The sequence below is a fragment of the Pseudomonas sp. NFACC16-2 genome, from assembly GCF_900119205.1.
GTDB lineage: Bacteria > Pseudomonadota > Gammaproteobacteria > Pseudomonadales > Pseudomonadaceae > Aquipseudomonas > Aquipseudomonas fluorescens_Q.
In genome coordinates this window covers 48,501-72,593 of sequence record NZ_FPIX01000012.1, presented here as the reverse complement: position 1 = coordinate 72,593, position 24,093 = coordinate 48,501, and the positions used below count along the sequence as shown (strand labels likewise).

32 protein-coding genes and 1 pseudogene are annotated in these 24,093 nt (G+C 55.3%); 3 read left to right on the top strand and 30 right to left on the bottom strand.

The genetic code is table 11. The features are described from left to right. Positions 1 to 66 precede the first annotated feature (66 nt). From BT116_RS12845 to BT116_RS31450, 3 genes and pseudogenes are all read right to left on the bottom strand, one after another. Entirely contained in the window at positions 67 to 306 is a 240-nt protein-coding gene (locus BT116_RS12845) for a hypothetical protein (RefSeq protein ID WP_072344117.1), read from the bottom strand. Then, positions 303 to 593: an Ogr/Delta-like zinc finger protein gene (locus BT116_RS12840; protein ID WP_072344114.1), complete on the bottom strand. Its 291-nt coding sequence runs from the start codon at positions 591 to 593 to the stop codon at positions 303 to 305. The genes BT116_RS12845 and BT116_RS12840 overlap by 4 nt, the downstream gene beginning before the upstream one ends. A 43-nt stretch (positions 594 to 636) precedes the next feature. Continuing rightward, positions 637 to 828, bottom strand: a pseudogene (locus BT116_RS31450) (DNA-binding protein); the annotation flags it as partial. Positions 829 to 942: 114 nt separating this feature from the next. Here BT116_RS31450 and BT116_RS12830 point away from each other — a divergent pair. Next, positions 943 to 1,278: a helix-turn-helix domain-containing protein gene (locus BT116_RS12830; protein ID WP_256572561.1), complete on the top strand. Its 336-nt coding sequence runs from the start codon at positions 943 to 945 to the stop codon at positions 1,276 to 1,278. A 514-nt stretch (positions 1,279 to 1,792) separates the two neighbouring features. Further along, positions 1,793 to 2,326: a hypothetical protein gene (locus BT116_RS12820; protein WP_072344105.1), complete on the top strand. Its 534-nt coding sequence runs from the start codon at positions 1,793 to 1,795 to the stop codon at positions 2,324 to 2,326. 379 nt (positions 2,327 to 2,705) lie between these two features. Here BT116_RS12820 and BT116_RS30575 read toward each other — a convergent pair whose 3' ends face one another. The 19 genes from BT116_RS30575 to BT116_RS12730 form a co-directional block, all read right to left on the bottom strand. Then, positions 2,706 to 3,761 (bottom strand): hypothetical protein, encoded by a 1,056-nt coding sequence (locus BT116_RS30575; protein ID WP_139209442.1) that lies wholly within the window; start codon positions 3,759 to 3,761, stop codon positions 2,706 to 2,708. A 122-nt stretch (positions 3,762 to 3,883) separates the two neighbouring features. Then, positions 3,884 to 4,582 carry a hypothetical protein gene (locus tag BT116_RS12815; protein ID WP_072344101.1) on the bottom strand — a complete coding sequence of 233 codons (699 nt, stop codon included), beginning with the start codon at positions 4,580 to 4,582 and terminating at the stop codon, positions 3,884 to 3,886. Beyond that, positions 4,579 to 5,436: a DUF7946 domain-containing protein gene (locus tag BT116_RS12810; RefSeq protein ID WP_072344099.1), complete on the bottom strand. Its 858-nt coding sequence runs from the start codon at positions 5,434 to 5,436 to the stop codon at positions 4,579 to 4,581. The genes BT116_RS12815 and BT116_RS12810 overlap by 4 nt, the downstream gene beginning before the upstream one ends. Positions 5,437 to 5,553: 117 nt before the next feature. Then, the gene (locus BT116_RS12805) at positions 5,554 to 6,402 is read right to left on the bottom strand and encodes a DNA cytosine methyltransferase (RefSeq protein WP_072344096.1); all 849 of its coding nucleotides are present in this window, start codon (positions 6,400 to 6,402) and stop codon (positions 5,554 to 5,556) included. Continuing rightward, on the bottom strand, positions 6,363 to 6,563 hold the full coding sequence (locus BT116_RS12800) for a Com family DNA-binding transcriptional regulator (protein ID WP_072344093.1): 201 nt from the start codon (positions 6,561 to 6,563) through the stop codon (positions 6,363 to 6,365). The genes BT116_RS12805 and BT116_RS12800 overlap by 40 nt, the downstream gene beginning before the upstream one ends. 44 nt (positions 6,564 to 6,607) lie before the next feature. Next, positions 6,608 to 7,858 (bottom strand): phage late control D family protein, encoded by a 1,251-nt coding sequence (locus BT116_RS12795; protein WP_072344090.1) that lies wholly within the window; start codon positions 7,856 to 7,858, stop codon positions 6,608 to 6,610. Next, positions 7,855 to 8,295 carry a phage tail protein gene (locus BT116_RS12790; RefSeq protein ID WP_072344087.1) on the bottom strand — a complete coding sequence of 147 codons (441 nt, stop codon included), beginning with the start codon at positions 8,293 to 8,295 and terminating at the stop codon, positions 7,855 to 7,857. The genes BT116_RS12795 and BT116_RS12790 overlap by 4 nt, the downstream gene beginning before the upstream one ends. A gap of 6 nt (positions 8,296 to 8,301) precedes the next feature. Continuing rightward, entirely contained in the window at positions 8,302 to 10,845 is a 2,544-nt protein-coding gene (locus tag BT116_RS12785; RefSeq protein ID WP_072344083.1) for a phage tail tape measure protein, read from the bottom strand. Then, the gene (locus tag BT116_RS12780) at positions 10,835 to 10,954 is read right to left on the bottom strand and encodes a GpE family phage tail protein (RefSeq protein ID WP_072344080.1); all 120 of its coding nucleotides are present in this window, start codon (positions 10,952 to 10,954) and stop codon (positions 10,835 to 10,837) included. The genes BT116_RS12785 and BT116_RS12780 overlap by 11 nt, the downstream gene beginning before the upstream one ends. Positions 10,955 to 10,962: 8 nt before the next feature. Beyond that, positions 10,963 to 11,292 carry a phage tail assembly protein gene (locus tag BT116_RS12775; RefSeq protein WP_072344077.1) on the bottom strand — a complete coding sequence of 110 codons (330 nt, stop codon included), beginning with the start codon at positions 11,290 to 11,292 and terminating at the stop codon, positions 10,963 to 10,965. 25 nt (positions 11,293 to 11,317) lie between these two features. Then, the gene (locus BT116_RS12770; protein WP_072344074.1) at positions 11,318 to 11,833 is read right to left on the bottom strand and encodes a phage major tail tube protein; all 516 of its coding nucleotides are present in this window, start codon (positions 11,831 to 11,833) and stop codon (positions 11,318 to 11,320) included. Between the two features lie 23 nt (positions 11,834 to 11,856). Then, complete coding sequence (locus BT116_RS12765) at positions 11,857 to 13,026, bottom strand: phage tail sheath protein (protein ID WP_072344071.1); 1,170 nt, start codon at positions 13,024 to 13,026, stop codon at positions 11,857 to 11,859. 129 nt (positions 13,027 to 13,155) lie between these two features. Next, positions 13,156 to 13,515: a DUF6124 family protein gene (locus BT116_RS12760; RefSeq protein ID WP_060741294.1), complete on the bottom strand. Its 360-nt coding sequence runs from the start codon at positions 13,513 to 13,515 to the stop codon at positions 13,156 to 13,158. A gap of 401 nt (positions 13,516 to 13,916) precedes the next feature. Then, positions 13,917 to 14,345: a tail fiber assembly protein gene (locus tag BT116_RS12755; RefSeq protein ID WP_072344068.1), complete on the bottom strand. Its 429-nt coding sequence runs from the start codon at positions 14,343 to 14,345 to the stop codon at positions 13,917 to 13,919. Between the two features lie 2 nt (positions 14,346 to 14,347). Beyond that, positions 14,348 to 15,565 carry a phage tail protein gene (locus tag BT116_RS31445; RefSeq protein ID WP_083569135.1) on the bottom strand — a complete coding sequence of 406 codons (1,218 nt, stop codon included), beginning with the start codon at positions 15,563 to 15,565 and terminating at the stop codon, positions 14,348 to 14,350. Continuing rightward, positions 15,555 to 16,184, bottom strand: a complete 630-nt coding sequence (locus tag BT116_RS12745; protein ID WP_072344065.1) for a phage tail protein I — start codon at positions 16,182 to 16,184, stop codon at positions 15,555 to 15,557. The genes BT116_RS31445 and BT116_RS12745 overlap by 11 nt, the downstream gene beginning before the upstream one ends. Continuing rightward, positions 16,181 to 17,092, bottom strand: coding sequence for a baseplate J/gp47 family protein (locus BT116_RS12740; protein ID WP_072344062.1), 912 nt, complete (start codon positions 17,090 to 17,092; stop codon positions 16,181 to 16,183). Before BT116_RS12740 ends, BT116_RS12745 begins: the two co-directional genes overlap by 4 nt. Continuing rightward, positions 17,089 to 17,433: a GPW/gp25 family protein gene (locus tag BT116_RS12735; protein ID WP_072344059.1), complete on the bottom strand. Its 345-nt coding sequence runs from the start codon at positions 17,431 to 17,433 to the stop codon at positions 17,089 to 17,091. The genes BT116_RS12740 and BT116_RS12735 overlap by 4 nt, the downstream gene beginning before the upstream one ends. After that, complete coding sequence (locus BT116_RS12730; RefSeq protein ID WP_072344056.1) at positions 17,430 to 18,002, bottom strand: phage baseplate assembly protein V; 573 nt, start codon at positions 18,000 to 18,002, stop codon at positions 17,430 to 17,432. Before BT116_RS12730 ends, BT116_RS12735 begins: the two co-directional genes overlap by 4 nt. 101 nt (positions 18,003 to 18,103) lie before the next feature. Between BT116_RS12730 and BT116_RS12725 the strand changes: the two genes are divergently transcribed. Next, positions 18,104 to 19,051, top strand: coding sequence for an FRG domain-containing protein (locus BT116_RS12725; protein WP_072344053.1), 948 nt, complete (start codon positions 18,104 to 18,106; stop codon positions 19,049 to 19,051). 69 nt (positions 19,052 to 19,120) lie between these two features. On the opposite strand, the gene BT116_RS12720 is transcribed toward BT116_RS12725, so the two are convergent. The 8 genes from BT116_RS12720 to BT116_RS12685 all read right to left on the bottom strand — a co-directional run bounded on the left by BT116_RS12720 (position 19,121) and on the right by BT116_RS12685 (position 24,005). Further along, positions 19,121 to 19,663 (bottom strand): hypothetical protein, encoded by a 543-nt coding sequence (locus BT116_RS12720; RefSeq protein WP_072344050.1) that lies wholly within the window; start codon positions 19,661 to 19,663, stop codon positions 19,121 to 19,123. A 29-nt stretch (positions 19,664 to 19,692) separates the two neighbouring features. Next, positions 19,693 to 20,163: a phage virion morphogenesis protein gene (locus tag BT116_RS12715; RefSeq protein WP_072344289.1), complete on the bottom strand. Its 471-nt coding sequence runs from the start codon at positions 20,161 to 20,163 to the stop codon at positions 19,693 to 19,695. Continuing rightward, positions 20,160 to 20,636 carry a phage tail protein gene (locus BT116_RS12710; RefSeq protein ID WP_072344047.1) on the bottom strand — a complete coding sequence of 159 codons (477 nt, stop codon included), beginning with the start codon at positions 20,634 to 20,636 and terminating at the stop codon, positions 20,160 to 20,162. The genes BT116_RS12715 and BT116_RS12710 overlap by 4 nt, the downstream gene beginning before the upstream one ends. Positions 20,637 to 20,660: 24 nt before the next feature. Then, positions 20,661 to 20,873, bottom strand: coding sequence for a tail protein X (locus tag BT116_RS12705; protein WP_072344045.1), 213 nt, complete (start codon positions 20,871 to 20,873; stop codon positions 20,661 to 20,663). After that, complete coding sequence (locus tag BT116_RS12700) at positions 20,873 to 21,334, bottom strand: head completion/stabilization protein (protein WP_072344042.1); 462 nt, start codon at positions 21,332 to 21,334, stop codon at positions 20,873 to 20,875. Before BT116_RS12700 ends, BT116_RS12705 begins: the two co-directional genes overlap by 1 nt. A 104-nt stretch (positions 21,335 to 21,438) precedes the next feature. Further along, on the bottom strand, positions 21,439 to 22,137 hold the full coding sequence (locus BT116_RS12695; RefSeq protein WP_072344039.1) for a phage terminase small subunit: 699 nt from the start codon (positions 22,135 to 22,137) through the stop codon (positions 21,439 to 21,441). 10 nt (positions 22,138 to 22,147) lie between these two features. Then, positions 22,148 to 23,155, bottom strand: coding sequence for a phage major capsid protein, P2 family (locus BT116_RS12690; RefSeq protein WP_072344036.1), 1,008 nt, complete (start codon positions 23,153 to 23,155; stop codon positions 22,148 to 22,150). Between the two features lie 19 nt (positions 23,156 to 23,174). Then, complete coding sequence (locus BT116_RS12685; protein ID WP_072344033.1) at positions 23,175 to 24,005, bottom strand: GPO family capsid scaffolding protein; 831 nt, start codon at positions 24,003 to 24,005, stop codon at positions 23,175 to 23,177. Positions 24,006 to 24,093: the final 88 nt, after the last annotated feature.

Below are 24,093 nucleotides of genomic sequence, written 5' to 3'. Positions count from 1 at the left end.
GCACCAACTGATGGGCAATACAAGCCCAGCCCTACGGTCGAGTAGGGTTGAGTCATTGATTAAGGGTTAGAGCGAAGTAGGGTGGTCGAGGCCGGACGCCGCGTGATGCTCAGTCCAGGCTAACTGCACCAGTTTCATTGCAACGCCGGACGGCACCTCAAGTGCAACGATCAGATGGCGGATACAGTTTTTGAACAACTGATCGCCATCGGCAAGATGTTCTGCTTGGTGGCGAGCCAGATAGGCAAGGGCGGCCTGTTGCATGCTGCTGCGGTAATCAAGCGAAATAGGCTGGGTATCGTTCATTCAGTCCGCTCCATCCTTGAGTGGGGTAATAGTTCGAGTTGAGCGACATTCGTTGTCATCGCCTCACGACGTAGCGCGACATCAGCCAAAGGTAACTTGACCGACGGGTTGGCCATCCCGCTGGGGCTCATCTCGTGTGTCATTTCAAACTCGGCGCGAACAGACCAACCGCAAGCCTCGTTAGTGCATTGCAAGTAAGCAATGCGAAGAAAAATATGCGTGCCCTCACTGGTGCGGATGCGCATCCGTGATTGGCAATGGGGGCAGACCAATTTGTAAGTGCTCACGGCGGCGTCCTTGCGCGAGGGCTGATGGAATGATGATTGCCGGGACAGTGCCGACCTTGATACCCAATAACACCGCAGCCCGATGGGCTTCGCCGCGGCGTCCTTTCTTCCGACCATTCAGTAGGTCGCTGACCAGGTTGCTGTTCAGCGCGTTCTGACGAGAGAACTCCGCAATGCTGATACCTTTTCGATCAAGCACCGCTCGGGCTTGCTCGGGTGTGAGAGGGGCGGGCATAGTGTCCATTCGTGGGCATCCGTGTTGATTTGGTGCAATTATGCCCAAAGATTTGTGCCTGTAAAGGGTGAAAGTTTGAAAAGTTGTGCATCTGAAAATGACATGGACGTTGGCGTGGGTGAACGCTTGCGTGAAGAACGGACGCGGCTTGGGCTCAACCAGGAGGCCTTCGCGCAACTGGGTGGCATCACCCGTAATACCCAGGGCAGCTATGAAAAAGGCGAGCGAAACCCTGACTCCGTCTACCTTACGGCGGTGCTTAAGGCTGGTGTCGATGTGCCGTATGTTTTGACGGGAAGGCGGATGCAACCTGCGCTCGAAGGCTTGAACGAGGCCGAAGAAGCGCTGCTGCAGCAGTTCAGGACGCTGTCTGACTATGACCAAAAAGCTGTGCATCGCATCATCAGTGCGATGGCTGTAGCTCCCGGCCTTTCCCGTCCCGAGAAATAACTAGTCGTATTTAAACGATTCGTTACGACGATTTTCAGTTTCGATTTCCCACATGCCTAAGTAACGTTGCGCACGCAATGCACTTAATGGAGTAGTGGGCATGTTGGATCAGGATGACAAAAAGAACACTCGCTTGGATATGAGCGAACGCGAAAATTCTGAGCTGACACAAGATGAGCGGAAAATTCTTACATGGTATAGGGAAATGTCTGAAGTTGATCGAGGTTATATCCGGCACGTTGCGCGGCTGTTAGCATCTGCGCTCTTGTGTGTGGAGTCATAGAGGTTTGATTAAATAATTTATTTAGATTAAATACATGTCAGCGAAAAGAAGCCCGGTTAGACGCCGGGTTTCTAGTGTGATCCAACATTAGCGTAATGTTCGCCGTTATCTGATAGGACACGGCGTATGGGTTCTCATTGTCGGTAAGGGCAATGCACGAAAACGTAGGACGGTTACAAATGATGATAAAGGCAGGAGGAGACTGCCTCGCCGGCCGGAACGGAGACCTTAGTGACCGCCTATTTTCCGCGACTGACCATTGGGGGTCAGACCTACGATTTCGCTCATCTTGAGCCGTTTACATTCACAGTACAGAGCGATTTGGTGGGGCGAAAGCTGAGCGTGCACGTCACCTTTTCGAGTCATTGCTTCAGTCGGGGTTATGACGAGGCCCTGCATCCATCTGGAGAGCAGATTATTTTCGATCATGCTGGGCGACCCCGAACCTTCTGCTCAATCCGCTATCGCCTATCACTGATGCTGCCTACTGTGATTCAAGGGCTGAACCATCACCAAGCCAAGGTGCGCGAGACAGCTGCGCAACGCAACTGGGCGTATTCGATAACGATCGCGGACCCGAACGGGCCTTATCACGTGTTTTTTGAAATTCGTCGGGCTGCGGCGGGTAAGCCTCAGGATCTAAACCTGGTAATCGAAAGCGCTTATCACCAGACAGACAAGCCGCCTCGATTGCTGGGCAGAATGGGCTTCATTTTGCTGTGCGGTAAGATCCACATGCGGCAGCCTACGTCGACCAAACGCTAGGGAGCAGAAACGAAAAAAGACGCCGTAGGCGTCTTTTTTCGTGTTCGGTAAAGCAGATCCAGACACCACTTGCGAACCGCCTTGCGCGGTTACGGTTTTCACCGCTGGGAAGCGCTCAATCTCATCTGGTCAGTCGCTTCGATGGGTCCAAATGTAGAGAAAATGGCTGCGCTCGTCAACTGATTCCCCTAAAGCGGGATGAGTCAGACAAGGGCAAGAGTCTGGCTGCGGGTCATGATATCCCCGGTTTCGTTCTATGCCCTTATTGTTCAGGGTGTATCCGCCTTTACTAGATTTTCAATTCCGGTGTTCCGAACGCTTCCCCAGGAACTGGAGGTCAGCAGCCGCTGCAACGCTCGTATGAACGGATACACCAGAGTTAGATGCAAATTTTATAATCCAGGGCTGAATTAAGTAACAAGCAGCGCGGGATACCGCAGGTTTGAGGGCTTTGTGCCTCTACGAAATTAATCGGTTTACCCGAATTGTAGAGTGTTTTAAATGGCTTTGTTGACTTGCGTGTGATTTCAACTGGCTGTATGTCGCATTTCACTGTCTTGAAAGTATAGCCGAGTTCATTGTCAGGGGTCGCTATCACCGCTTTATCATCATCGATTAGGGCTAATGAGGAATCAGAGAGTCCTTCTATTCCGCATGCCTGAGTAGGAAGGTGAAAGGAAGCAGAAACTAATAGTTTCTTTAAAGTTATATTTATTGTGTTTGAGCCGATGTTGGAAAGTGCAAGGAGTAAGATGGTGATCGTATAGCAAGCCCCGACAAGTGCCGCCATCGCTAAGTTGAAATCTCTGCCGAAGTGCTTTGGTAGGCTGGTGCACGAGTTTGCGTAATTTCGCTTTCTTTTGTGAAGACGTTCCAAGGAAATAGGTTTAAGGATCTGAAGGGCAATGATTATATAGGCTGGCAAGCTTGCATACATTGCGATATATATCCAAAGCCCCACGATACCAATAAGGATAAAAGCTTTTTGTGCTACAGGGAACTGAGAGGGATCTACATGTGTGTAGCTCAGAATTGAAGAATCAGCTAGCGCATTTGCTATGAGCGTTATTATAAGGGTTGCGAGGGTTGCGGTGATTTTGAATAGATTTGAAAATTTTGTGTACCACTTCGATAAATTGTAGTGGCTAATGGAAAATATTATTGTGCTAATGCAGATGATGGCAAATGTAGTTCGCGGGATTATGAATGGTACTTTTCCTCCGAGTGAAGCCAAAATTAATAAAATTATTAAAAATACAATGCTTAGAATAATTGAAAGCGCTAGATAATCTACAAGCTTCCAATTTTGAAAACTGTAATTTAGTCGGAGTTTTGGATTTCTGACCCAGATTTGTTTACCAACTAAGCTACGATCAATTCCCCAAAATATCAACACGGCGGTAAAAAACGAAGGGAGGATGTAAAGCATTATCATTATAGTGTCCGTTTCAATAAATATCTAAATTTATCATATTCAGCCTAGATTGAAAGCTATGTGCTAATGTGTGTCATACGATGGTGGAAGTTAGAAGGGGAGGTTGCTGATTTTTTAATGAGCTACAAGTAATGGTTGAGATAATTTTTTAAGCTGTCACGGTCAAATATCCTTGCGGTTTCAAAGCTGGCAAGAATCGGCCATTGGCCGTGATGGTGAGCTATGCAGAGTAATGCAATCAAGGATGTAGGCATCATAGTTAGAGTAAGTGATATATAGTTTTCCTTTTCGGAGTCCGCTGCATAATCAGTAATGAACTTGAAAACCATGGCGAAATTTTTTAAGTTGTCGAAGAGTGCGTCCGTTGAAAGCTCCTCTAATTGGTTAAGGATGTCTGGCTTGTTGTGAGATGACATAAGTTTTTCAAAAATTTGGAGGTATTTCCCAAAGGCTTGATTGCCAGTATATGTGCCGCTTTTTAGTGGCAGGTGTGCGTTTTTTATCTCGTTCAAGCAAAGTGTTATCAAGTTGAATAGCGACGATTCGAAGCTTTGTTTTGTGGCTAGGTCTGACTGTAGTTTAATAGTTTTTCGCGCTTCTACCTCAGAGGCCTGAGCGTTCTCGACGGCTTTACGTTGAATGACAACGGTATCGATAAGCAGTACTACAGATATAAAGGTTAAAAGGGGATTTATATTTCCACCTATAAAATCCCCTAAAGGTCCGAGGTCTTCTTTTGCTAAGCTTCCAACAATGCTGAAATAAATGTAGTACATGCCAGAAAGCAGAATGGCTACACCGACTATCAACAAGCGCTTCACTCGATCAGCTCAGCTTTATGTAGTATAAAATATTTGGTCGCGCCATTGTTGAGTGTTACGCGACTTACCTCTGCATGTAGTGCGGTGAAATTGCCTTGGGTGATTCCATAAAGGCTTCTTACAAGGATGCTTTTTTGCCGCTTTGAAAACATATGATGCGGTACAAAGCTGAAGGAGTCTCCATCAATATCTTGAACCAACCTTCCCGTGCCAGTGCGAGCATTGAACCTACTGATGCCAACGATAAGCTTTTCAATAACTGGATTCGTTATCTCTTCCTCAAGGTAACTCAATGTGTTTTGGTTGAATGTAGCTATAGGAGTTTGTGCGGCGTAAAGAGTAGCCTTTAGTCCCTGATGTTTTACGGGTAAATGCACGTCAGAAATTGATGTGGTGAGACGATGCGTAATGTCTTCGCTGAAATACATTTTTTCAAATGTCTTTATTGCTGTTCTTCTATTTATTTCGCGGTTGTCGCCGATAACTTGACCAAGTGTATATTGTAGCAACTCGATGTAGCTTTTGGTGGTGAGGTTGTGCAGATTTGCAACTGTTTTTTCATTGGTGAAGGCGACTTTAAATCGTTGTTTGAAGGAGCCAGTGAAACTTGTTTTGAAGTCGATTTTAATACCTTTTTTAGCGGTAGATCGGCTTATATAAGATTTATTAACGATGCCATGAGTTGCAATCGAGATTGCTTCGCTTATACCCTGTAATGATTTGGATCCATAATATAGATCCAGCCCGTTAAACTCTTTCTCATCAGTATCGTATAAAACAGAGAAGTCGAATTCCATTTTCTCATCCCATATGGCTGAAAATGCATTGTACTCTGTAAGATGGCTAAATGCCATTGCTCCCCGTCTTGACGTGCCCTGATGATACTGCGCTGGATTTGACGTTCGGTTGTCCCTGCTACTGATAGTGAGGGCAGTTGCAGGGATGGTTTTCTATAAGTCCGGGGGATGTGTTCAGATTCTAATCAACCCTCGCCCAACCCACTCCGCCACCTGCGTAACAACGGCGTTTCCGGCACTGAAAGCCTCCGCAAGGTTGGCCGCATCCAGTCCGAGGCAAAACCCATCATCTTCAGCCGCTCGCTGCCGCTCAGCCATCTGATCCCATCCGTTCGCGTGAGCGACGAAAGTGGTACAGCCCAAAGCGATTTGGGATCCGGCCTTGTTTGCCAATAGAGTATTGGCAGCCCAGGCATCCGCGGGGCGTGGCCATCGGATCGAGCGAGACGCTGGAGGTATTGCGTCCACTGGCGCGGCGTCAGCCAGGAACTCGAAGGGGGGCATGCGTCGATAACCGGCGACCAGGAATATTCGACGACGTTGCTGGGGGACTCCGAAATATTGAGCATTAAGCACTCGCCAAAATCCCACATACCCGCAGTCCGCAAGGGCCCGGATGACTGTCTCAAAGTCTTGGCTATCGTTGACAGCGAGCAGGTTAACGACGTTCTCAAGGACCACCCAGCCAGGTTGTATCTCTTTGAGGATACGTATGACTTCCCAGAACAGGCCGCTGCGTTCGCCGCGCAGGCCTCGGGTGTCTTGGTTGCTCTCCCGACATCCGGCGATGCTGATGTCCTGGCAGGGGAAGCCAGCGGTGAGGACGTCGACAGGGGAGAGGTTATGGGCGCCGCACTGACGCACGTCTTCGAATTGGTGTGCATGGGGAAATCGATCGGCAAGCACAGCCCGGTTGACGGGGTTGAGTTCAACTTGCCAGGCGCTGCGGTATCCCGCGTTTTCAAATCCGACATCAAAGCCTCCTATGCCTGCGAACAGGCTGCCAATGGTGGGTTGCTGCATTCATGAACTCGTTGTTCTGGATGCTCGCGGCACGCTTGGGGGAGGCTCTGGGCCTTCAGATGGTTGAGTGTCCGACAGCGCGGGCACTTGATCTGTAATTCCTGGAAGCCGCTGGCAGCGGCGAGTTTGCGGCAGCAATGGCCGCAACGTATGTCTTGCATGAGGTCGTCCTTGAGCATTGTCTTTAACGTCTTCGTAATACGGGTTATTGCCGTTCTGTCTTCATTCGCTTCCACTCCCGATCTATAGCCCGCTTCGCCGAATGCTCCGTGGCGTACAACCAGTGCAGCCGCTTGGGCTTGCTCCGGTCTCCAATCGTCACGGCCTTTTCCTTCCCGGACTTCCTATCGCGGTAGTAGGCGATGACGCCGGTGAAGTCACCTCTGTTCTCTTCAGCCAGCCCCTCAACCGTGTCCTCGGGTAGCTTGCTCTCCAACTCCAAACTGACGGTGTAGCCATTGTCCGCACTCAGGCTATGCAGCACGTTGCCGCCGTACCAAATGATGGCGTCTATCTCCTGCTTCACGCCCTGGAACGTGTAGGTCAGTTCTGGAATCAGGTCAGGACGTCCCCGGGCCAAGGTGTAGCTGAGGGTCGCGCTACCGCGCTGCAACCGGTTGAATTCAGAGCGGGCGGCGCGCAAGGCAGACTGGCGGTCGCTGTAGGTGTGGCGAAGGTCTTTGAGAGAGTCGCCGCCACCGGCAATAGCTTCCTGTTTCTTCGCGTTGTTTACGTCATAGAAATACGCACGTACCCCGTCGTAACTGTCACGGTCAGCTTGTAGATAATGGTGTTGGTCGCCATCGGTCCGGTTGAGAGTGATGTGGGGCAAATCTGCGCCGCTGGCGGTCTTGCCACCGCCAGCCGGCAGGCACAACAGGTGTCCGGCTTTGACGGTGACCACGGCGTCGAACTCTTCCCCAAGGCGGCTGATTAGGTTGGCATCCGATTCGCTCGCCTGGTCCAACTGCAGGATGGGCAATTCGGCCAAGGCACCGGCAACAGTGGCGGTGAGGCCGTTGCCCAAAGCGATGTCGCCCAGGACGTCGCCCAGTGTGGCGTTGCTCCAACTGCGCTCGCGTTTGGTTTTCAAGCCCTTGCGAAGATCCGCCGAGCGAGCGCGAATATTAAGTAAGTCCGGTGCGCCGCTGTGCTCGGTTTCATCGACGGTGTAGCTGCCTTTTTCCACCAGGCCGGTGTCACTCCAACCCAGCCACAGCCGGATGACCGCGCCTTTAGGCGGGATGGTTAACAGTCCGTCGTGGTCGCTGAGGGTGATGCTCAACTGATCGGCCTCGATGCCGCGATTGTCGGTCAGTTCCAGGTGCATCAACCTCGGGCTGATCAACTGGGCGATGTCCTTGCCATCGACCGCGATGCGAAACGCCGGCACTGAATAGATGGTATCTCGGCGATTCAGATAGCCGGTGACATGGGCGAGAGCAGTATCGATCACAGCAGCGCCCTCATGATGCTCGCCCCGACACTGGTCGCCGCGCCGAGCAGGTCGATGCGGTCATCATCGATGCGCTTGAGGCTGAGGCTGAACTCAATCCGCCGTGGTGTGCCGTCGCGAAAGAACAGCGTTTTGGTTTCACTCAGGTTGTCGATAATCCACAGCCCATAGATTCGTCCGCTGCCCTCGACCATCGGCCAGGCCTTCCCGGTATTCGCCATCAGGCGCAGGGCGTCGAGGCTCAAGGCACTGCCGGCCAGTTCCGGCAGGATGACGCCGGGCAGGGTGATAACGTCCTCACCGCGCCCGACAAACTGCCGCGCCGGGGCGGCACCGATGCGTGGGTTGCTCACGTGGCGCCATTCGGTTTGGCGTTGCAGTTCCTGATAGGCCGCGGTGGAGAGGCTAAATACGAACATGCCCAAGGCAAGCATCATGGTTGGCTACTCTAGGTCCGAAAGGCGGCTGCGGCGTCGAGCGGCCCTCTCGTTTTGATGCCGTGCTAACTCGGCACGTACAGTGCGGGCGATTGCGTTGGCGTCCATGCCTGGGGTGGTGTGGATGTGAATGGCATAGGTGTCGTGGCTATCAATGTTTTGGGAAGGTCGTGGGCTGATCGGAGCGCGAGTATCGACCGTCAGTGAATCAATCGACGACAACCGTCCTCCGGCCGCGATGAGCTGTTCGCTCAGGGCGGTTATAGCGCCCAGGGGGCCATCGGCGTGTAACGTTAGGCCTTGGACAAGCCCCTCCACCGTGAACCCGCCCAATTCGGCAAATACGCGCGAGGGACTTTGAATGCCCAGGGTTTCTTTGAAGGCGTCGATGGTCCGGGTGCCGAGGCGGTCAACCACCTCTTTCAGGCGGCTCATGCCCGCGGTCAGTCCGTTGATCAGGCCGTCGACCATCAACCCGCCGAAGGCGGTAAAGCGGTTGGGCAAGTCGATGCCCAGGTACTTCATGACAGCGGCGAACGCTTGGTAGATCAAGCCGACCGGGCTGAAGTCCGCAAGCACTTTCAAAATGCCGCCCAGCCCATTGTCAAAACCGGTCTGGATTTCACGCCAAGCGCCGGCTAAATACCCCGTCACCGCGTCCCAGTGTTCATACAGCAGATACGCTGCGCCGGCGATGGCGGTGATTGCCAGCCCAATTGGATTAAGCATCAGGGCACGCCCGACAATGAGCAACGCCCTCGCCACGAATGGCAGCACGGTACGGCCCAAAGTCGACAGCAAGCCAATCAAACCCGGCAAACGAAATCCCAACTGAACCAGGACGAAACGCAACGCTGCGAATGGCAACAGAACGCTCGCTAACGCCAGCATCAGCCCGCCGACAGCGAGGGCCAGCGCGGCGATGATTGCAACGGTTTTAACGAGCCCAGCCGCGAGTTTTGGATTCTCCCGAGCCCAGGATTTGATGCTCCTGACAAGCGCGGTGACGGACTGAACCAGCTCTCTAAGCGGTTCGTTCTGCTGATCCTGTAATTCAATACCTAGGTCCTGCCAGGCGCTGCTGAGGCTGGTCAAATCACCCTTGAGGTTATCGGCCATAACCTTAGCCGTGCGCGCCGCTTCGCCCTGGCTTTGGCGCAGGTTGGCGATGAGCACCTGCAACTGTCCAGTGCCCGCCTGTTCTACCAGTTGAGCCATGCCCTTGACCGCTTCTTCCCCGGCAATCGCTTTGAACAGCCCGCCTTTCTCGGCGGTGCCCAGGCGATGGGTTTTGCTGTAGATCTCCTTTAAAAGGTCGGGCAGGGGGCGCAGGTTTCCGACCGCATCGGCCGTGGTGATGTTCAGTTGCTGCAAGGCTTTTTCAGCGCCTTTGGGTGGGGCGGCCAAGCGGTTCATGATCGAGCTGAGTGCGGTGCCACCCATGCTGCCCTGTAGGCCTGCATCGCCGAGTTTGCCGGCCATCGCGGCGGCCACTTCCAATTCCACACCGTACGTTTTCGCCATGGGCGCGGCGTACTTCATGGTGTCGCCCAGCATTTGCAGAGTGGTATTGGAGCGGGTGAACGTCCCCACCAGCACATCGCCGAGGCGATCCATTTCATCGGCTGTCAGGCCCAGCCCCGACAGGATGTTCGACGCGATGTCAGCGGTCTGAGCCAACTCAGTACCACCTGCCGCCGCTAGGTTGAGCATGCCTGGCATCGCGGCCCGGATGGCGTTGGGCCCGAAGCCAGCCATCCCCAGGTAGCCTTGGGCATCGGCAGCCTGTCCTGCCGTGAATAGGGTAGCGCCGCCCAGCGCGCGAGCTTGGGCACGCAAAGTCTTGAGCGCATCGGCATGCTCATCCAGACGAGTAATCGCCTGCACCTGGCTCATACTGGCGTCGAAGTCGATGCCCGGCGATAGCATCCGTGCCCCTGCGTACAACACCGAACCGCCACCGGCAGTTGCGACAGCGCCTTTAGCGGTCAGCTCGCCGGCGCTGCGCCGTGAAGCATCCAATGAAGCCCGCGCAGTGCTCAGGCGCCGTTGTTGTTCATTCAATGCGGCCAGTCGTTTGTATTGTGTGCTTAGGCTGGCATTGGTGGCTCCGATCTGTTGGCGTAGCTGGCGTTCGTCGCGGGCCAGGTGTTGGGTGCTGATACCCGCGCCGGCCAGTCGAGCACGCAGCGCCTGGAGCTGTTCACCTTGCTTGCGATGCTGCTGCTTAAGCTCCTGGGCGGCCCTGACGGCGGCCTGAAAGTGCTTAGTCATGGCTCGCGTCGGCGCTCCGGTCGCTGCGAACTGTTGGCTGAGGGCGCGGACCTTTTCCCTAGCCGCGTTAAGCGCTGCTTCAGTGCGCAGGGACGCCGACCGCTGAGCACGCCAGGCGCTGATGTCTTGCTGCTGGGCATTGAGCGCCTTGAGGCGATCACGGGTTTCTTTCAATGCGCGAGCGGTGGCGGTGCTGCGTTTGTCGATCACCTTCAAAGGGCCGCTGGCTTTGTCGATAGCGCCCAGGAGCACGCGCAGTTTTAAGTCATTGCCCATCGGTGACACTCCGTGCCCGGGCGCGTTCGCGCCACGCCATCAGTTCTTGCAGGCCCAACGGGTCCATGTCCGTCGGTGCCCAGTGGAAAACCACGGCCAGGTCGGCCATGGCATCTTCTACGCAACGAGGGAGGCATCCGCCTTCACCGACTTCTGCAACAAAAAACCAGAGATCTTGCTGCCACAGGCGAGCAGGTCGGCGGGGTCCATGCCAGCGGCTTCCGGCGCGGTGATGCTTGGGTTGCTGATACGCGGCAGGATCTTGATCAAGGTCGCCACGTCCATGTTCAACAACTCGACCAGGTGCACACCGCGCAACTCACCGGCCTGTGGTTTGCGCAGGGTGATGCTGTCGATCCAGGTCTTTCCCCGGATGATCGGCGTATCCAGGGTGACGCTGTTGTCATCCTCCCGCGGCAGGGCTGTGAGCGTTTCTTCAGTCTTCATGCAAGTCTCCAAGGTTTAGGGCGGGTCAGATGCCGAGAGCTCGGCGCTGTTTTTCCAGCATGTCCACGCCGTCCACGATTTCTATGAAATTGAGCAGGTCGATTTCGATGATCTCTTCGTTGTCGACGATCAATTTGTAATAGCTGCAGGTGGTGGTGATGCTGTGCTCGGTGTCTTCACCGGGTTGCGCTTCACCCATCTCAATCGACTCATGGCGGCCGCGCATCACGATCTCCACGGCGCTGACGGCCTCGGTGTCGTCCTGCTGAAAAGCGCCGCTGAAGCGCAAGGCAATGCCCGAAGCGTTGACGGCACCGAATTGTTTGAGGGCGATCAGATCCAGGCCGCCGGTCTTCCATTCGAACTGAATACCGTCGTCCGAGAAGCCAAGATCAGCCTTGACCGGGCCGTTCATACCTCCGCCGCGATAGCCTTCCATCTTGCGGCCGAGCGGGGGCAGGGTGACGGTCTTGACCACGCCCAAGTAGCTGTTGGCGTCGTTGAACAGATTGAGGTTCTTGAGTTTGCGGGGCATGGCCATGGCAGGGCTCTCCGTTGCGCGGTTCAGCTATTGATCTTGTTGGCGAAGTCCATCAGATAGCGGTCGGTGATGCGCTGGCGCAGCGTGAGGTCTTCCAGCGGTGGGACAGGGGTGTAGTCATAATCGAGGAACAGCTTGCCGGCCTTGAGGGTGTTCTTGCCGTTGGCGTCGTCTGGAAACCAGCACTTGCCACCGATCAAATAGCCCGTGCCGATCAGCTCGCGGAACTTGGCATTGATCCCTTCGGTGATGTCGCGCACCAGGGACGCATGCAGCGGCTTATCCACCGCCCACATGTGCGCCTCGGCCATGGTGTCGGCGAGGATCTGTGCCGTGCGGGTGTAGTTCTCGAAGGCGAACAGAGGGTCATTGCTGGTGGTGCGGCTGCCCCAAAAGCGAAAGCCGCCCTCGTTGATGAGCGTGGTGACTTCATGGCTGTTGAGGTAGTTGGCGTCGGTGGCCGGGTTTTGCAGATCCCAGAACACGTCGGCGCTGATGCCGGTCACGCCGTTGACGGCGACGTTGGACAGGGTCTTGTGCCAACCCACTTCCTGATCGATCTTGGCGCGCAAACCCAAGGCGCGGGCCACGGCCGAGGCGGTCACCGTGGCGTTGTTGACGGTGTTCCAATTCTGGAATTCGGGCCAGATGACCATCGCTTCACGGGCGCCGAAATTGGCCCGGTAAGCGGTCACCTCTTCCTTGGTTTTGCAGCCCCAGGCGCTGACGTAGGCGAAGCCGTGTACCTGCTGAGCAATAGACACTAGGGCGGTGGCCACCGGCAGGCTGTCCAGGCCTGGCACACCGAGGATGCGCGGCACCATGCCGACGCGGGCCTTGGCGGCGAGCAGGGCTTTCAGGCCGGTGTATTTGCCTTCGGCGGTGGTGGTGCCGATCAGGGCGCTGGTGGTCTCTTCCTCGGTGGCGCCTTCCTTCACGCGCACGACAATGGTGTAGGGCCTGGTCTGGTCGGCTATGGCCTGTAGGCTGGACGCCAGAGTGCCCGTGGTACCGGCTTTGCCGATGGCGGTTTGAACGTTGGTTAGCAGGACCGGCGTGTCGAAGGGGAAGATGCCTGCATCGGCGTCGTCGGCCGTGCAGACCATGCCGATGACCGCGGTGGGGATGGAACGAATGGGGCGGGTGCCGTCGTTGAGTTCGATGACCCGCACGCCATGGAGATAATCGGTCATGGGGTGCCTGTGCAGTGTTTGAAATGACACTGCACAGGCTGCCGCGCTTGCACCGATTGGGCGAGCCGATGGCCTTGTAGGCAGGGGGACTACAAGCCTCGGCTAGCCCTTTCGGTCACGGCCCCATTGCTAACGCGGATCGACGATATCCAGCGCACGATTGGCCAGCAGTTCGCTCACCTCAATGACTTGCTGGATACCCATCGCAACATGCCGGCGAGAACCTTCAAGATCGAATGCCAGATCGCTGATCATGGCATTGGCTGACGCCAGGTTTTCGCTGAGGTTGGCGAGTAGGCTTTCAGTGTCGATGCTTTCGACGACAGTGAAGAGCTGATCCGCTGCTGGTTCTTTCTTGGGTTTGGCCTGTTCCGGCTTCAAATAATAATTAAGCGCCCGCTCAGTGGCTTCGTGGAATTTTTCCGGATCGAGGCTTGAGTAGGAAGAGGTGGGATCTGATTCCGGGGGATTGGGTGTGACCTTGAACATGGTGAATCTCCTGACCTGATTGGGCCACCATGACTTGTCGCTAAGCAAGTTAGGGTGGCGGCTGTACGCAGGTTAGCGAACCGGGGGTACAGGAGCCCGGCAGACCCGAAGGTCTCCCGCGCACAGCCACCATTACAACAATCGCAGATTGGAATATCTGCAATGAGATCAGGAGCGCTGATGCAACCGTACCGATTCGGGTCGCTAAACCCGATCACTGATGAGCAGTGACGGAAACCAAGCTACCGGTACGGACCAGGGCACACAAGCGGGCGGATTCTGTCTTAGTTGTAGGCAAAGGCGCAAGGTAACGTAGCCTTGGGATTGGGATGTGGTGTTTCCGAGTATGTAGCTGTAGGGCTCGATACTTACCATCGTGTGAACATAAAACAGATTGGTGTTTATTGGCTCTGCACAGCCACCCATGTCGGTGGCGAAGGGCGATGTTCCGAGCTGGGAAAACCGGGTGCTACGGGCCAGTCTCGCAGGGCCTGGACATAGTTCAGCAGCTCTGTTGATTGCTCGTCGGTGAGGGTTGTTGGCCTGGCGGAATCCACCTCGTCACGGTGGCGTTCGCGCAGCCACCGCACGCTGTCGATTTGAGCGTCTCGCCAAAGGCGCTCAATGGCTGCCAATTGCTCCAGCGTTAATGGAGCTGGATCGATCAGAATTGGCAAACCCGTGGCGTCATGGCTACGCACTTTGCCCGGGGTGGGATTGCCGATCACCCGCTCATAGCATTCGTCTGAGATATCCACTGCGTCTAACGGAATATCCTGATGAAGACCAACAATGTAGCTGGTTCCAGTGCTCTTACTGTATTTGCGCATGTTCATCTCCCTAGGCAAATAAATTCGAAGAAGACCTGCACGTCTGGTGCCTTAAGGCCTGAGCTGCTGAGCGATCTTGCCTGCAAGACGACACCGCTGAGAGAGTGGTTATAGCGATTTATGGAGACCGCATTGGCGGAGGAAGTTGATATCGAGCAGCCAAAGTAGCTATTGGGAAAGGCTATTGGCAGGTTTACATGGACTTCACCTGCACCCTCAGGGATCACATCCTGCGTCCACTGGATGATGAGACCACCGAGCCAAGAGGGAAAAATGATGTAGCCGTTTGAATGAAGGGCGGCGGCAAAACCCCAGCGCATCGTTTTCGGGGATACCGCCGCCGTATCAAGCTTTCCAGCATCGACTTCTGACTGGGTAGCCATTCGACTGGGTGCATCATCATGCGTCACTTTCCGAAAACTCAGCGCAGTGGTGTTCAGCTCTATGACGTCGTCAGTCACCAACTGCCAGAGCGTGTCGGCCTGGAGGGTGCCTTGCTCGACGGAGACGAAGAGTGCCGAGGTTACTTTGCCACTGCTGTCGGCATCTGGCGCACGTTGCCAAGCCCCCGTGGAGGCCAAGTAAATGCCGTTTTCCTCGCTCGACTTCTGGTCTTTCACCAACACTCGGTCGCCTGCAACTAATGTCTTGTCGTCGACTTTCTGAAGGCCCGCCAGTTTGATGTTGGTCGTAGTGGCTACGCGAGCCGATTGTTTGTGATCGAGCTTGTGCAGCTCTTGCTGAATCTTGGTATCAACATATTCGCGCGTCGCAAGTACGACTGAAGGATCGATCTTCAACTGAATATTCGCGGTCCCAGTGGTGATGATGTGCATCCGCACCACCTGGTTACGACCGGTGCCTTGTGTCAGCAGAGGTTTATAGCTGGGCGCTGCATTTCCAACGGCGCAAAACACGCCGTCTTTGTCTTCAAGCGCCAACTCGCGCACCCACCAGCCGCCGACATCAGGCGGCAGCACCACCTCAGCGATCAAAATGTTTGGGTCCGTTGGGGAAACACGCAGTTGATTAAGTTGGGCGCGATAGACCTGGTTGATCAATTGTGTTTGCGTCGGGCTCGGCACCGGGTCGGTGCCATTGGCATCACCGATCAGCATGTACTTTGGCTCCCAAGGAATTCCAAGGGCTTCGCAATTGGTTTTCTTGGCCGCGCCAAGCTCGGTCAACATACCGCCGAAAAGCGTTTTCTCATTCACCATTGGGATACACGTCCAATTCATCGAGGGTGTAAATGCTCAAGTTGCTGTAGGCCTGGATGTCCACGTTGATGTCGGGATTGCTCCAGGGATACACGTCAATCTCATCGCCGTCGTAAAGGGCGACGCCGACGAAGGCGTCCAGTTGGGTTTGCAGAATGATGTCGAGACCGATCAGGTGTCGGGTCAGAGGCTTGGCGTCGTCGATGAGCCATACCAGCTCCTGGTACATCGCTTCGGTGATACCGCTTTCGAGCACGCCTATTTTCAGCGTGAAAGTCGCCCGAGGGCCTTCCGGTTCGGTCTGCCACCACTCCACGATGTCGATCAAATACCCCAGCGGCTCGACGACACGGCGCAGCGAGCCGAGGGTGCCTTTGCGCGAGTGGATGTAATAAGCGCTGCGGATGGCGGCACGCTTGGTCGCTTCGCTCCACTGACTATCCCAGCGATCGACTGAGCAAGCCCAGGCCAGGTAGGGCAGTAGCGGCAATGGGCACAGGTCGGGGTTGTACAGGGTGCGCAGTGGAATAGGGACGCGCTGGATCTGGGCCAGTGCCTGCGCAGCTTGCCTCTCCAGCGGTGTCGAATTGCTCGGGAGCAGTGGCGTGTCGGCGATCATTCAACACCCCATGCCAGCTCAATGCTCGTGCAATACGGCGCCTCGTAAGGCGTTGCGACGATATCGACCCAATCCTGCAGCACGACTTTGCGCACGCCCTCGACATGCAGCGAGGCGTGAATGATCGATTCAGACACTTCCAGGCCCAAGCGACGTCGCTGGTGCACGAAGCTGAATAGCTTCGCGTTTGCTGCCGTCATACTCAGCTCGTTTTCAGGTCCGAAGGATGACGGGAACAGTCTGGCCTTGACCTGGTAAGGGATGATCTTGGCGCTTTGCACGGTCAATCGGTCGCCTACAGGGCGCCTGTCATCGTCGCTGAGGTAGGTTTTGACGGCGGCGAGCAGGGCGGGTGGGGCGCTGCCGTCGCCGAGTATCGATTGCACCGTTACCACCGCTTCAGCCGGCAATGGGCTCTCGGCAGTGGCATCAGCGACTTGCCCGTGAGCCGACCGGGCATGAAAGATGTAGCTGTTGCGCGGGCCTGCGGTGCTCAGTCCTTCCCACGCCATCTGCGCCCGTTCCCGCAAACTGTCGTCACTCTCCATTTGCAACGGAATCGGTGGCATGACGGACGGCTTGGCGTCCTGAATAACCAAGCGCCTGACGTTGTAGTTGGCGGCCAGGTTGTCCAGGTCGGTGCCTCTGGCGAGGGCGAGCATGTTCGCCGTAGAGGCTTCATTGACCCGCTGACGCCAGACCATTTCGCGGTAGGCATTCTCCTGGAGCAGTTTGGTCAACGGCTCCGACTCCAGGATGAGGCGCGCAGCAATTTCAGCGCGCTCTTCGACGGGCCATAGGCTGATGGCATAGGCCTTGCGCTCGGCGAGGATCTGCTCGTAATCGATCTGTTCGACCACCTGCGGCGCCGGAAGCTGACTGAGGTCGATGGCAACAAATGAACTCACGCGCTACCCCCTAAGTGCAGGGGCACGCTCAAACTCAGCGGCTGATTGCTATCGACAATACTGCCTTCGATGTCCAGTGACGCCTGGCCTTCCAACGTGGTGCCTAGAAACTGCACGCGGCTGAGGCTGATGCGCGGCTCCCAGCGCATCAGCGCCATGACGGTGGCTGCGTAGACCTGTAAGCGGGTGATGTCGTTGAACGGATGGTCCACCAAGTCGGGTAACAGGCTGCCGTATTCACGGCGCATGACCCGGGTAGCGAGGCGCGTGCTGAGGATGTCGCTCATTGATTGGGCGATGCTTTCTTCAGTGGTGAGGGGCGAGCCGGTGTATCGATTCATACGGGCTTCCCCGTCATGCCACTGCCAGGCGTGACGCCGCTGTGCGGGTGGTTTACCAGGCTGATGCCGGCTGCAATCACGTCCTTCGAGACTGTGATCTTTCCGGTGACTTTCTGGTTGCCGGTTTGGATGTAATTGCCCTTGTGCGTGATGTCGCCGATCAGGTTGATGCCGCCGGGGCTGGTCAGGGTGGTGGTGCCGCCATCGGTGAGGGTGGCGTTGAGGTGGTGGGCGATGCTGTCGTACTCAATCACCGTGCCGTCGCGGTAGGTGTAACGGTGCAGGCCTTCGCGGTCGCCGTTGGCTGGGATGTGGTCGCTGAATAGGCCGGTTAGGACGACGCCGTTGGCGAGTTGGCCGGAGGGGCTGAAGAGTAGGACCTGTTCGTTTTCTGTCGGAGGATTCCACTCGCGGTCGGCCCCGGCGCGCAGGGCGATCCATGGTAGCCACGCTGTGGTCAGCGTTCCGGTTTTGACTTGCACACGTGGGGGCTTCATCTGGACGGCGGCTATGGTGCCGTAGCGGATGAGGTTTTCGGTTAGGCGGGTGAGGGTGGGTAGGTCGTTCATGGTGCTAATGGTGTAGAGTTTCGTGCGCGTCGGTAAGAGCTTCGGAGTTGTGAGAAAAAAGCATACAAATGCGAAAATATAAGGCGTTATAAGGACATCGTATGGTTGGGTTTATCCGGGAATATAGGTTCGATACTGCTCCTGAATTTTTGAATGCACTAGCTCCATGGTCGAGCTCTCCATCTCTTGATGGTTACATTTTTAGAGGCCATTCGGATGCTAGGTATCTATTGGCTCCGACTTCTATTCGCGAAGAGTCAAAAAAAACTATTTGGGATAACTCTCTAGCGTACGCCGAAATAACTGGTTCCACCTCGGATAATGATTACTCCTTGGCTTATGTGGAATACCAGTTGGTTAGGGATTTCTATAGGGAAGCTGACATCAAGGGGTTACATGTCCCAATTTCTGAACGGTTGCGCAGTAGACTGCATCAAAAAATAGACTTCTATACGATGTCGACATGGACAGATGGTGATATGTGGCTTCCAGACGACATGCTTGAAGTTGCAGCGCTGGCTCAACATTATGGCGTGCCTACCCGCCTTCTTGATTGGACTTATGATCCGTTCGTTGCTGCGTTCTTTGCTTCACGGCCCTCAGGTAAAATCGATGGAGAACTTTGTGTTTGGGGGTTGGATGCTAGGGCGATAGCTGTAATTCAATCGAATGGACAGTATTTTCCACTGAAGCTTGTAACGCCGCATTATAGCGGTAATCCTAATCTGGCTGCTCAAAGCGGTTTATTCTCCCATTGGGCTCAAAAGGTTCCAGGGCTAAAAACTATATCGAGCGGGGAAATAAAGGAGCTTCCTCCGGTAGATAGGCGCCCTTTGGATGTATTGATAAAAGATTATTGGGGTGTGGTTGGAGATGGTGCATCAGAATTGTTTGTGAAAATGGTCCTTCCGAATTCCCAATCTCTGGAACTGGCGCGTCTATTGCGGAAGCTAGGATATGGTCCAGCTAAAATGTTTCCTGGATACGAAGGAGTAGCTATGGAGCTAAAGGAGCGACTTCTGTTGAAAAAAGTAAAAGAGGAAAACTAATTCCTGGTTTGGACTTGGCAAGATGTTGTTCGTAGTGAGGTATTTTGTTGGTTGTGTGAATTAATTGATTTATTTTAATAGGTTTATGAGTAAGGCTAGAAGTGCCGTCGCCAGTGCGGCTGTGGAGACTCCTATTAGAAGATTGAGCTTGTTGTTGAGGTTTTTTCCTTGTGTGATTAGTTTTTCTATGTTTTGTGTATTGTCAGGGGGCGAGGAAATGGGTTTGTGCTTTAGGAAGTCGGTGGTGTTGGTATCTCCATAGTTTGCGATAATGCTGCCGCCGGAGCCAGAACAGGCAAGAACTATGACCTGAATGAATACCTCAAGCTGTTCCATGAAGTCTTGAGGGATTTTGTTTGGTAATAGCATTAGGCTCAGGTAGGGCGTGTACAGAAGCGGGAATGCAACTGCAAGTGCTATTAGTGACATTCCTTTGATGAAGCGTTCTTGTTTGATTTCAAGTAAAGATATAAAGATTGTGGCGGTGGCTGCTACTATGATCAGAAAGCTAATGCCGCCATGCTGTAATATCAGAAGCTTCGGTGGGATGGAGATAAGTATAATACTGGCAAGAGCTAGTAGGAATATCACCGTTTTTTCTTTTCGTGCCATCTACGAGTCTGTCCTTGAGTGCTGTGGCGTCACGATGTATTCAACCGTGACAGATAGAATACTAGATTGTCGCGAATATCTGTTAGGTCAGCTTCGGTAAATCCTAATATTTCCCTCTTCTCATAACTCACGGTAGGCCCCTTGTGCTCGGCGCGGTCCTTCAGTCCGTATTGATGTACCCGGGCAATACGTGCAATCCGTCCTATAAAACCAACGCTTATGGTGTTGCTGCCTCCCTGAATTTTAAGAAATTTTGCTGTATGCAGTCTTTGGAACATTTGCGCCTTTCGCTTCACCCGACCTTGTTTTCCGCGCAGGTTACGTTGCTTGCGTGATGCGTACTTGCTCCCGTCCGGGTTGCGTTGGGCGATGATTCTTTGTTGTTGGTTACGGCGTAAAGTTTGGCCGATGTTGCGGGCGAGTCTGTTGCGTGCTGTGGGCTCAAGCTGACCCAGTAGACCTCCAGCCCAGTCTTCCAGCGCTTCCAGTCGACTCGTCACTTCGGTACGACCCATTCGTTGCTGGAGCTTTGAGCGCCGGGTACCCACGCTGGGTCGAGAAACGCGGCAGTGCGTTGAGGTTCGCCGGGGTGGCGGATAGTTGTCTTTCCGTCGGCGTCCTTTCTCACAATCACTCGCTCGGTCAGAGGCAAGGTCAGGCTGAGGTCCACCTTGCTGTTGTCCAGAATGTCGGCTTCGAACTGGATGCCCTCCGCGGACTTATTCAAGTTCTCAAGCAGATCCGCTTGATTCACTTTCAACCATCCCAGCACCGGCAACATAACGCTGTCGGGATGGCCGGCGAAGTCTGTGAGGATCACCTGTAGATCAAAGCTGTACTCGAAGGACAAACTGGCCGCGGCGGTGCAGCGGACCTTGCCGTTGTCGATGAAAATCAGCAGTCGGTCGGGGTTGTGCTTGAGTTCGCCAATGGTGGCGAGCAGGTGAGTGCGCAGGCTTTCAGGTTTGTTCATGAGGTCTAGGTCTTGTAGAGGGCATTAGTCCCATAGATTCACCATCTGCCGCTGTGGTGCGGCCGTCTGGGCTTCGGGCATTTGCACGGCAAGGCCTTGGGGCAGCATCGGCCCGTAGTCAGCCAGGCTGGGGTTAGCTTGGAGTACCGCCTCGGTCACGCCTGCTGTGCGGCCATAGTGACGCCAGCAAAGGGAATCGACTGTGTCGTTTTGGTGAGCGCGGACGGTGACCTTCATCAGATCAACTCCACTGTGGTGCGATTGACGCCGAGAAAGTCACGCACTGCCCAACGCAAGTCGCGGCGGTAGTCGTCGATGTTTGGCGTAAGTTCTTCTGCGTTCTGGTGGCCGCTGTTTGTGGAGTCATAGGAGCGGTAGCGCTCGCAAACTTCAGCGCCTGTAGCGGCCTCGATGGCGCGGCGGTAGAGGTGTACCAGGACCAGTACGTCGTTGATTCGCTCGCCGGGCATGTCGACAAGTTTCGTATAGCCGGCAGCTTGTTGGGTGGTGCGCCATTCGCTTAGCTCGCGGTTGACGCTGATGGCGGCGGCAACCGCGGCGGTTTCCAGGCGTGGTGCGGTGACGCTGGCGTCAATCCTCAGCGTGGCACGCAACTGATCCAAGTCGATTGCGGGCCAGAAGGCATCGGTGTTGATATGGCCGCTGGCGACGGTGCCGCCGGCTATAAATCCGCTCATGGAACAGAACTCAAAAATAGGTCGCCGGTGGTCGGGGCTTCACGTTCAGGTGGAGCGGCCTGGCCGATCCGCCCCGAGCCGGCGGGGTGCGTGGGGACGCTCGGTTAGCCGGCAGGGCCGGCGCGTTTGTTAAGCAGGCGTTCGGCCCGCTCCAGATCTTTCTTGCCACCGCAGGCGTCGTGCAGGGCGATGGCTTTTTTCAGCAGATCGACACCGGCCTGAAGCTGGCCGGGTTGGCCCGGGATCTCTTCGGTGATGCCTCCCAGGGTGGCGCGGCCCATGGCGAGAAACAGCTTGGCGCGGGCCTGGTCGGGCATGTCTTCGGCGTCGGTGAGTTCGGCGGTGCGATGCAGGATGTCCAGGTCGAACGGTTCGCCGATTTTCTGAGCCTTGAAGGCCGCTGTGGCGACCTCTTCAGCGACCAGGCATCCCAAGGTGCGAGCGAAGCGGTCCGGCATCACCATCTTGTACTTCAGCACATAGGTCGCGATGTCGAGTCCACCAGTGAAGTCGCCGGCATCGAAGCGCCAGACCATGACGGTGGTCATCACTTCGTCCTGAGCGCCTTTGCCACCTTCCAGCACACCTTGTACGTAGGATTCGTAGCTCGGCAGTAGCTGGCGTTTGAGTTCGGCCTTGCCCTGGTTGGACTGGACCTGTTTCAGGCGCAGGCGGTCTTGCAGCAGCTGATTTAACTGATGCTCGTAAGCCGTGGCGCCGGCCATGGTTTGGGTAGGGTCTGTAGCCGCCGCTTCGACGGCAGCCGTTACACGTTCAAAGTGGTGACGACAGGGGTTGGTCATGATGGCCGCCTCAGCTCAGGGTGATGTTTTCGGCCAGGGCGGCGCAGCCCAGGTCTTCGATGACGTAGCTTTCGTTGACCGACTCGAAGTTTTCGATGCGGTCGCGCTTGGCGTTGTCGACGACGGTGCGGCGGCGGGTGCCTTCCTGCCAGTACAGCGACAGGTTGTCGAGGCGAGTGACCATCAGGCCGCTGGCCGGGAAGTGCGGCACGCGCACGGCCGGCAGGTTGCCGAGGCGCTTTTGACTGGTGACGATGTCGGCGGCCAACACTTCAGTTGGTGCCTGCACGGTGTTGATGATGGGGAAGTACTTGTCGGCCAGCAGTTGGCGACCACAAATCACCACTAGCTCAGTATCTTCCTGATACCAGGGTTCGATGAACTCGTTGACCATGCTGACGACCAGGGCGTCGATGTTTGCGAAGTCCTTGTTGGCACCGATTTCGATTTTACCGCTGCCTTCTTTCACTTCGGTCATGACCCGGGCAGGGTTTTCCTCGCGCATCTTTTGCAGCCAGCCGATGTTCACGTCTTGCAGCAGTTTGTTGATGGTTGGATTGGATGTCGCGGCGCGGCTGTTGCCGTTCCAACCGATCATAATCCGGTTGAGGGCCTGGGCTTTGATGATGGCGTCGCGAATGCGCGCTTGGAAGTCTTTGAACTTGGCCCACTGGTCCAGCTTCTGGTAGCGAATACCGGTGTCGAAGTTGGTTTGGGTGCAGTTGTATCCGCGGTCGTCCAGGCCGCTCGGATCGCGTGGTTCACGGTCTTTGACAGTGGTGTCGGTGGTGCTGGCAATGGTGCCGTCGATGCTGATCCCGATCTTCTCCCCAGACTGTTCCGATACACCGTAAATGTTGATGGCGCTGAGAAAGGCGCTGGACTCCTGGATGCGGGTTTCCAGTGTTTGCGCAACGCTGGGGTCTGCGGTGAATTTGGTGGTGACGTCAGCCACTCCATGCAGTTGCGCCAGTTGCTGCAGGTAGGCGTTGAACAGTACTCGGGTGTCGTTACGCATGTTGATCGTCCTTGATGAGTCAGCAGTCGGTCATGACCTGGTTACCGCCGCCGGATACCTGGGGGCGCGTTTTCTGGTTGGGATCCTGGGTGGTGGAGAGCTGGTTTTTCAGCTCGGTCAGTTCGGTGCTGACTTGATCAAGTCGGGTTTGTAGCCCCTTGGAGAATTGCTTCTCGGCGGCCAGTTGGTCGGGCAAATCCTTGACGTGTTCGGCGATGGCTTCGACCGCTTCACCGATCTGGATGAACTCCCTGTCATCCTTGGCCTGTTTACCGGTCAAGAGGGTTTGCACCTTAGTGAAGAGCTGGGCGCCGATGCTCGGCTTCTCTTCGAATTCTTCAAATTTCAGCTCGGTCTCGACCGCTTCGGTGAACATAGAAGTTTCCGAATAGTGACGATCCTGGAAGGGGCTGGATTCGGGTTTCTGCGCTGAGAACGCCAGGACGTCGGTGCCCAGGCTGGCGGGTGAGTCGGTCACGGCGAGGCCGACGATGTAGGCCTCGCCCGTGTCGGCAAAGCTCTCGTCGATCTCGACGGAGGTGTAGATCTTCTGCTTGGCCTTATTCATAGCAATCAAGTCGTTAGTAGGTTCGACCTTCGCGAACAGCGCCAATTTCTTTTGACCGTTGAGGTCCACTTCTTCGGCTTTTACTGCCAGTACGTCGCCATAGGCCTTGAAGGGGCTGTCGGGCAGCAGACTGCGGAAATGCTCCAGCCAGATACGGGCACCGTAGGTGGACGGGTTGAAGTTCTTGGCGGCCTGTTCTAGCCAACTGCGTTTGATGGTGCGCTTGTCCGAGGTGGCGCCTTCGATGGCGACACGGAACCAGTTGCTGCGGTACTTCTTCATGCCGGGGATTCTCAGTGCGTTGCAATGAGGGGCATGGTCGGCATGGGCGCGAGCGGCGGCAACGGGTTGGGGTTGTAGGGAAGGCAAG

Bases quoted from the DNA above. Each gene is read 5' to 3' on its own strand.
- BT116_RS12845 (WP_072344117.1), bottom strand. From the start codon at position 306: ATGAACGATACCCAGCCTATTTCGCTTGATTACCGCAGCAGCATGCAA.
- BT116_RS30575 (WP_139209442.1), bottom strand. From the start codon at position 3,761: ATGATAATGCTTTACATCCTCCCTTCGTTTTTTACCGCCGTGTTGATA.
- BT116_RS12810 (WP_072344099.1), bottom strand. From the start codon at position 5,436: ATGGCATTTAGCCATCTTACAGAGTACAATGCATTTTCAGCCATATGG.
- BT116_RS12805 (WP_072344096.1), bottom strand. From the start codon at position 6,402: ATGCAGCAACCCACCATTGGCAGCCTGTTCGCAGGCATAGGAGGCTTT.
- BT116_RS12800 (WP_072344093.1), bottom strand. From the start codon at position 6,563: ATGCAAGACATACGTTGCGGCCATTGCTGCCGCAAACTCGCCGCTGCC.
- BT116_RS12790 (WP_072344087.1), bottom strand. From the start codon at position 8,295: ATGATGCTTGCCTTGGGCATGTTCGTATTTAGCCTCTCCACCGCGGCC.
- BT116_RS12785 (WP_072344083.1), bottom strand. From the start codon at position 10,845: ATGGGCAATGACTTAAAACTGCGCGTGCTCCTGGGCGCTATCGACAAA.
- BT116_RS12780 (WP_072344080.1), bottom strand. From the start codon at position 10,954: ATGGCCGACCTGGCCGTGGTTTTCCACTGGGCACCGACGGACATGGAC.
- BT116_RS12775 (WP_072344077.1), bottom strand. From the start codon at position 11,292: ATGAAGACTGAAGAAACGCTCACAGCCCTGCCGCGGGAGGATGACAAC.
- BT116_RS12770 (WP_072344074.1), bottom strand. From the start codon at position 11,833: ATGGCCATGCCCCGCAAACTCAAGAACCTCAATCTGTTCAACGACGCC.
- BT116_RS12765 (WP_072344071.1), bottom strand. From the start codon at position 13,026: ATGACCGATTATCTCCATGGCGTGCGGGTCATCGAACTCAACGACGGC.
- BT116_RS12760 (WP_060741294.1), bottom strand. From the start codon at position 13,515: ATGTTCAAGGTCACACCCAATCCCCCGGAATCAGATCCCACCTCTTCC.
- BT116_RS12755 (WP_072344068.1), bottom strand. From the start codon at position 14,345: ATGCGCAAATACAGTAAGAGCACTGGAACCAGCTACATTGTTGGTCTT.
- BT116_RS31445 (WP_083569135.1), bottom strand. From the start codon at position 15,565: ATGGTGAATGAGAAAACGCTTTTCGGCGGTATGTTGACCGAGCTTGGC.
- BT116_RS12745 (WP_072344065.1), bottom strand. From the start codon at position 16,184: ATGATCGCCGACACGCCACTGCTCCCGAGCAATTCGACACCGCTGGAG.
- BT116_RS12735 (WP_072344059.1), bottom strand. From the start codon at position 17,433: ATGAATCGATACACCGGCTCGCCCCTCACCACTGAAGAAAGCATCGCC.
- BT116_RS12730 (WP_072344056.1), bottom strand. From the start codon at position 18,002: ATGAACGACCTACCCACCCTCACCCGCCTAACCGAAAACCTCATCCGC.
- BT116_RS12725 (WP_072344053.1), top strand. From the start codon at position 18,104: ATGGTTGGGTTTATCCGGGAATATAGGTTCGATACTGCTCCTGAATTT.
- BT116_RS12720 (WP_072344050.1), bottom strand. From the start codon at position 19,663: ATGGCACGAAAAGAAAAAACGGTGATATTCCTACTAGCTCTTGCCAGT.
- BT116_RS12710 (WP_072344047.1), bottom strand. From the start codon at position 20,636: ATGAACAAACCTGAAAGCCTGCGCACTCACCTGCTCGCCACCATTGGC.
- BT116_RS12705 (WP_072344045.1), bottom strand. From the start codon at position 20,873: ATGAAGGTCACCGTCCGCGCTCACCAAAACGACACAGTCGATTCCCTT.
- BT116_RS12700 (WP_072344042.1), bottom strand. From the start codon at position 21,334: ATGAGCGGATTTATAGCCGGCGGCACCGTCGCCAGCGGCCATATCAAC.
- BT116_RS12695 (WP_072344039.1), bottom strand. From the start codon at position 22,137: ATGACCAACCCCTGTCGTCACCACTTTGAACGTGTAACGGCTGCCGTC.
- BT116_RS12690 (WP_072344036.1), bottom strand. From the start codon at position 23,155: ATGCGTAACGACACCCGAGTACTGTTCAACGCCTACCTGCAGCAACTG.
- BT116_RS12685 (WP_072344033.1), bottom strand. From the start codon at position 24,005: ATGAAGAAGTACCGCAGCAACTGGTTCCGTGTCGCCATCGAAGGCGCC.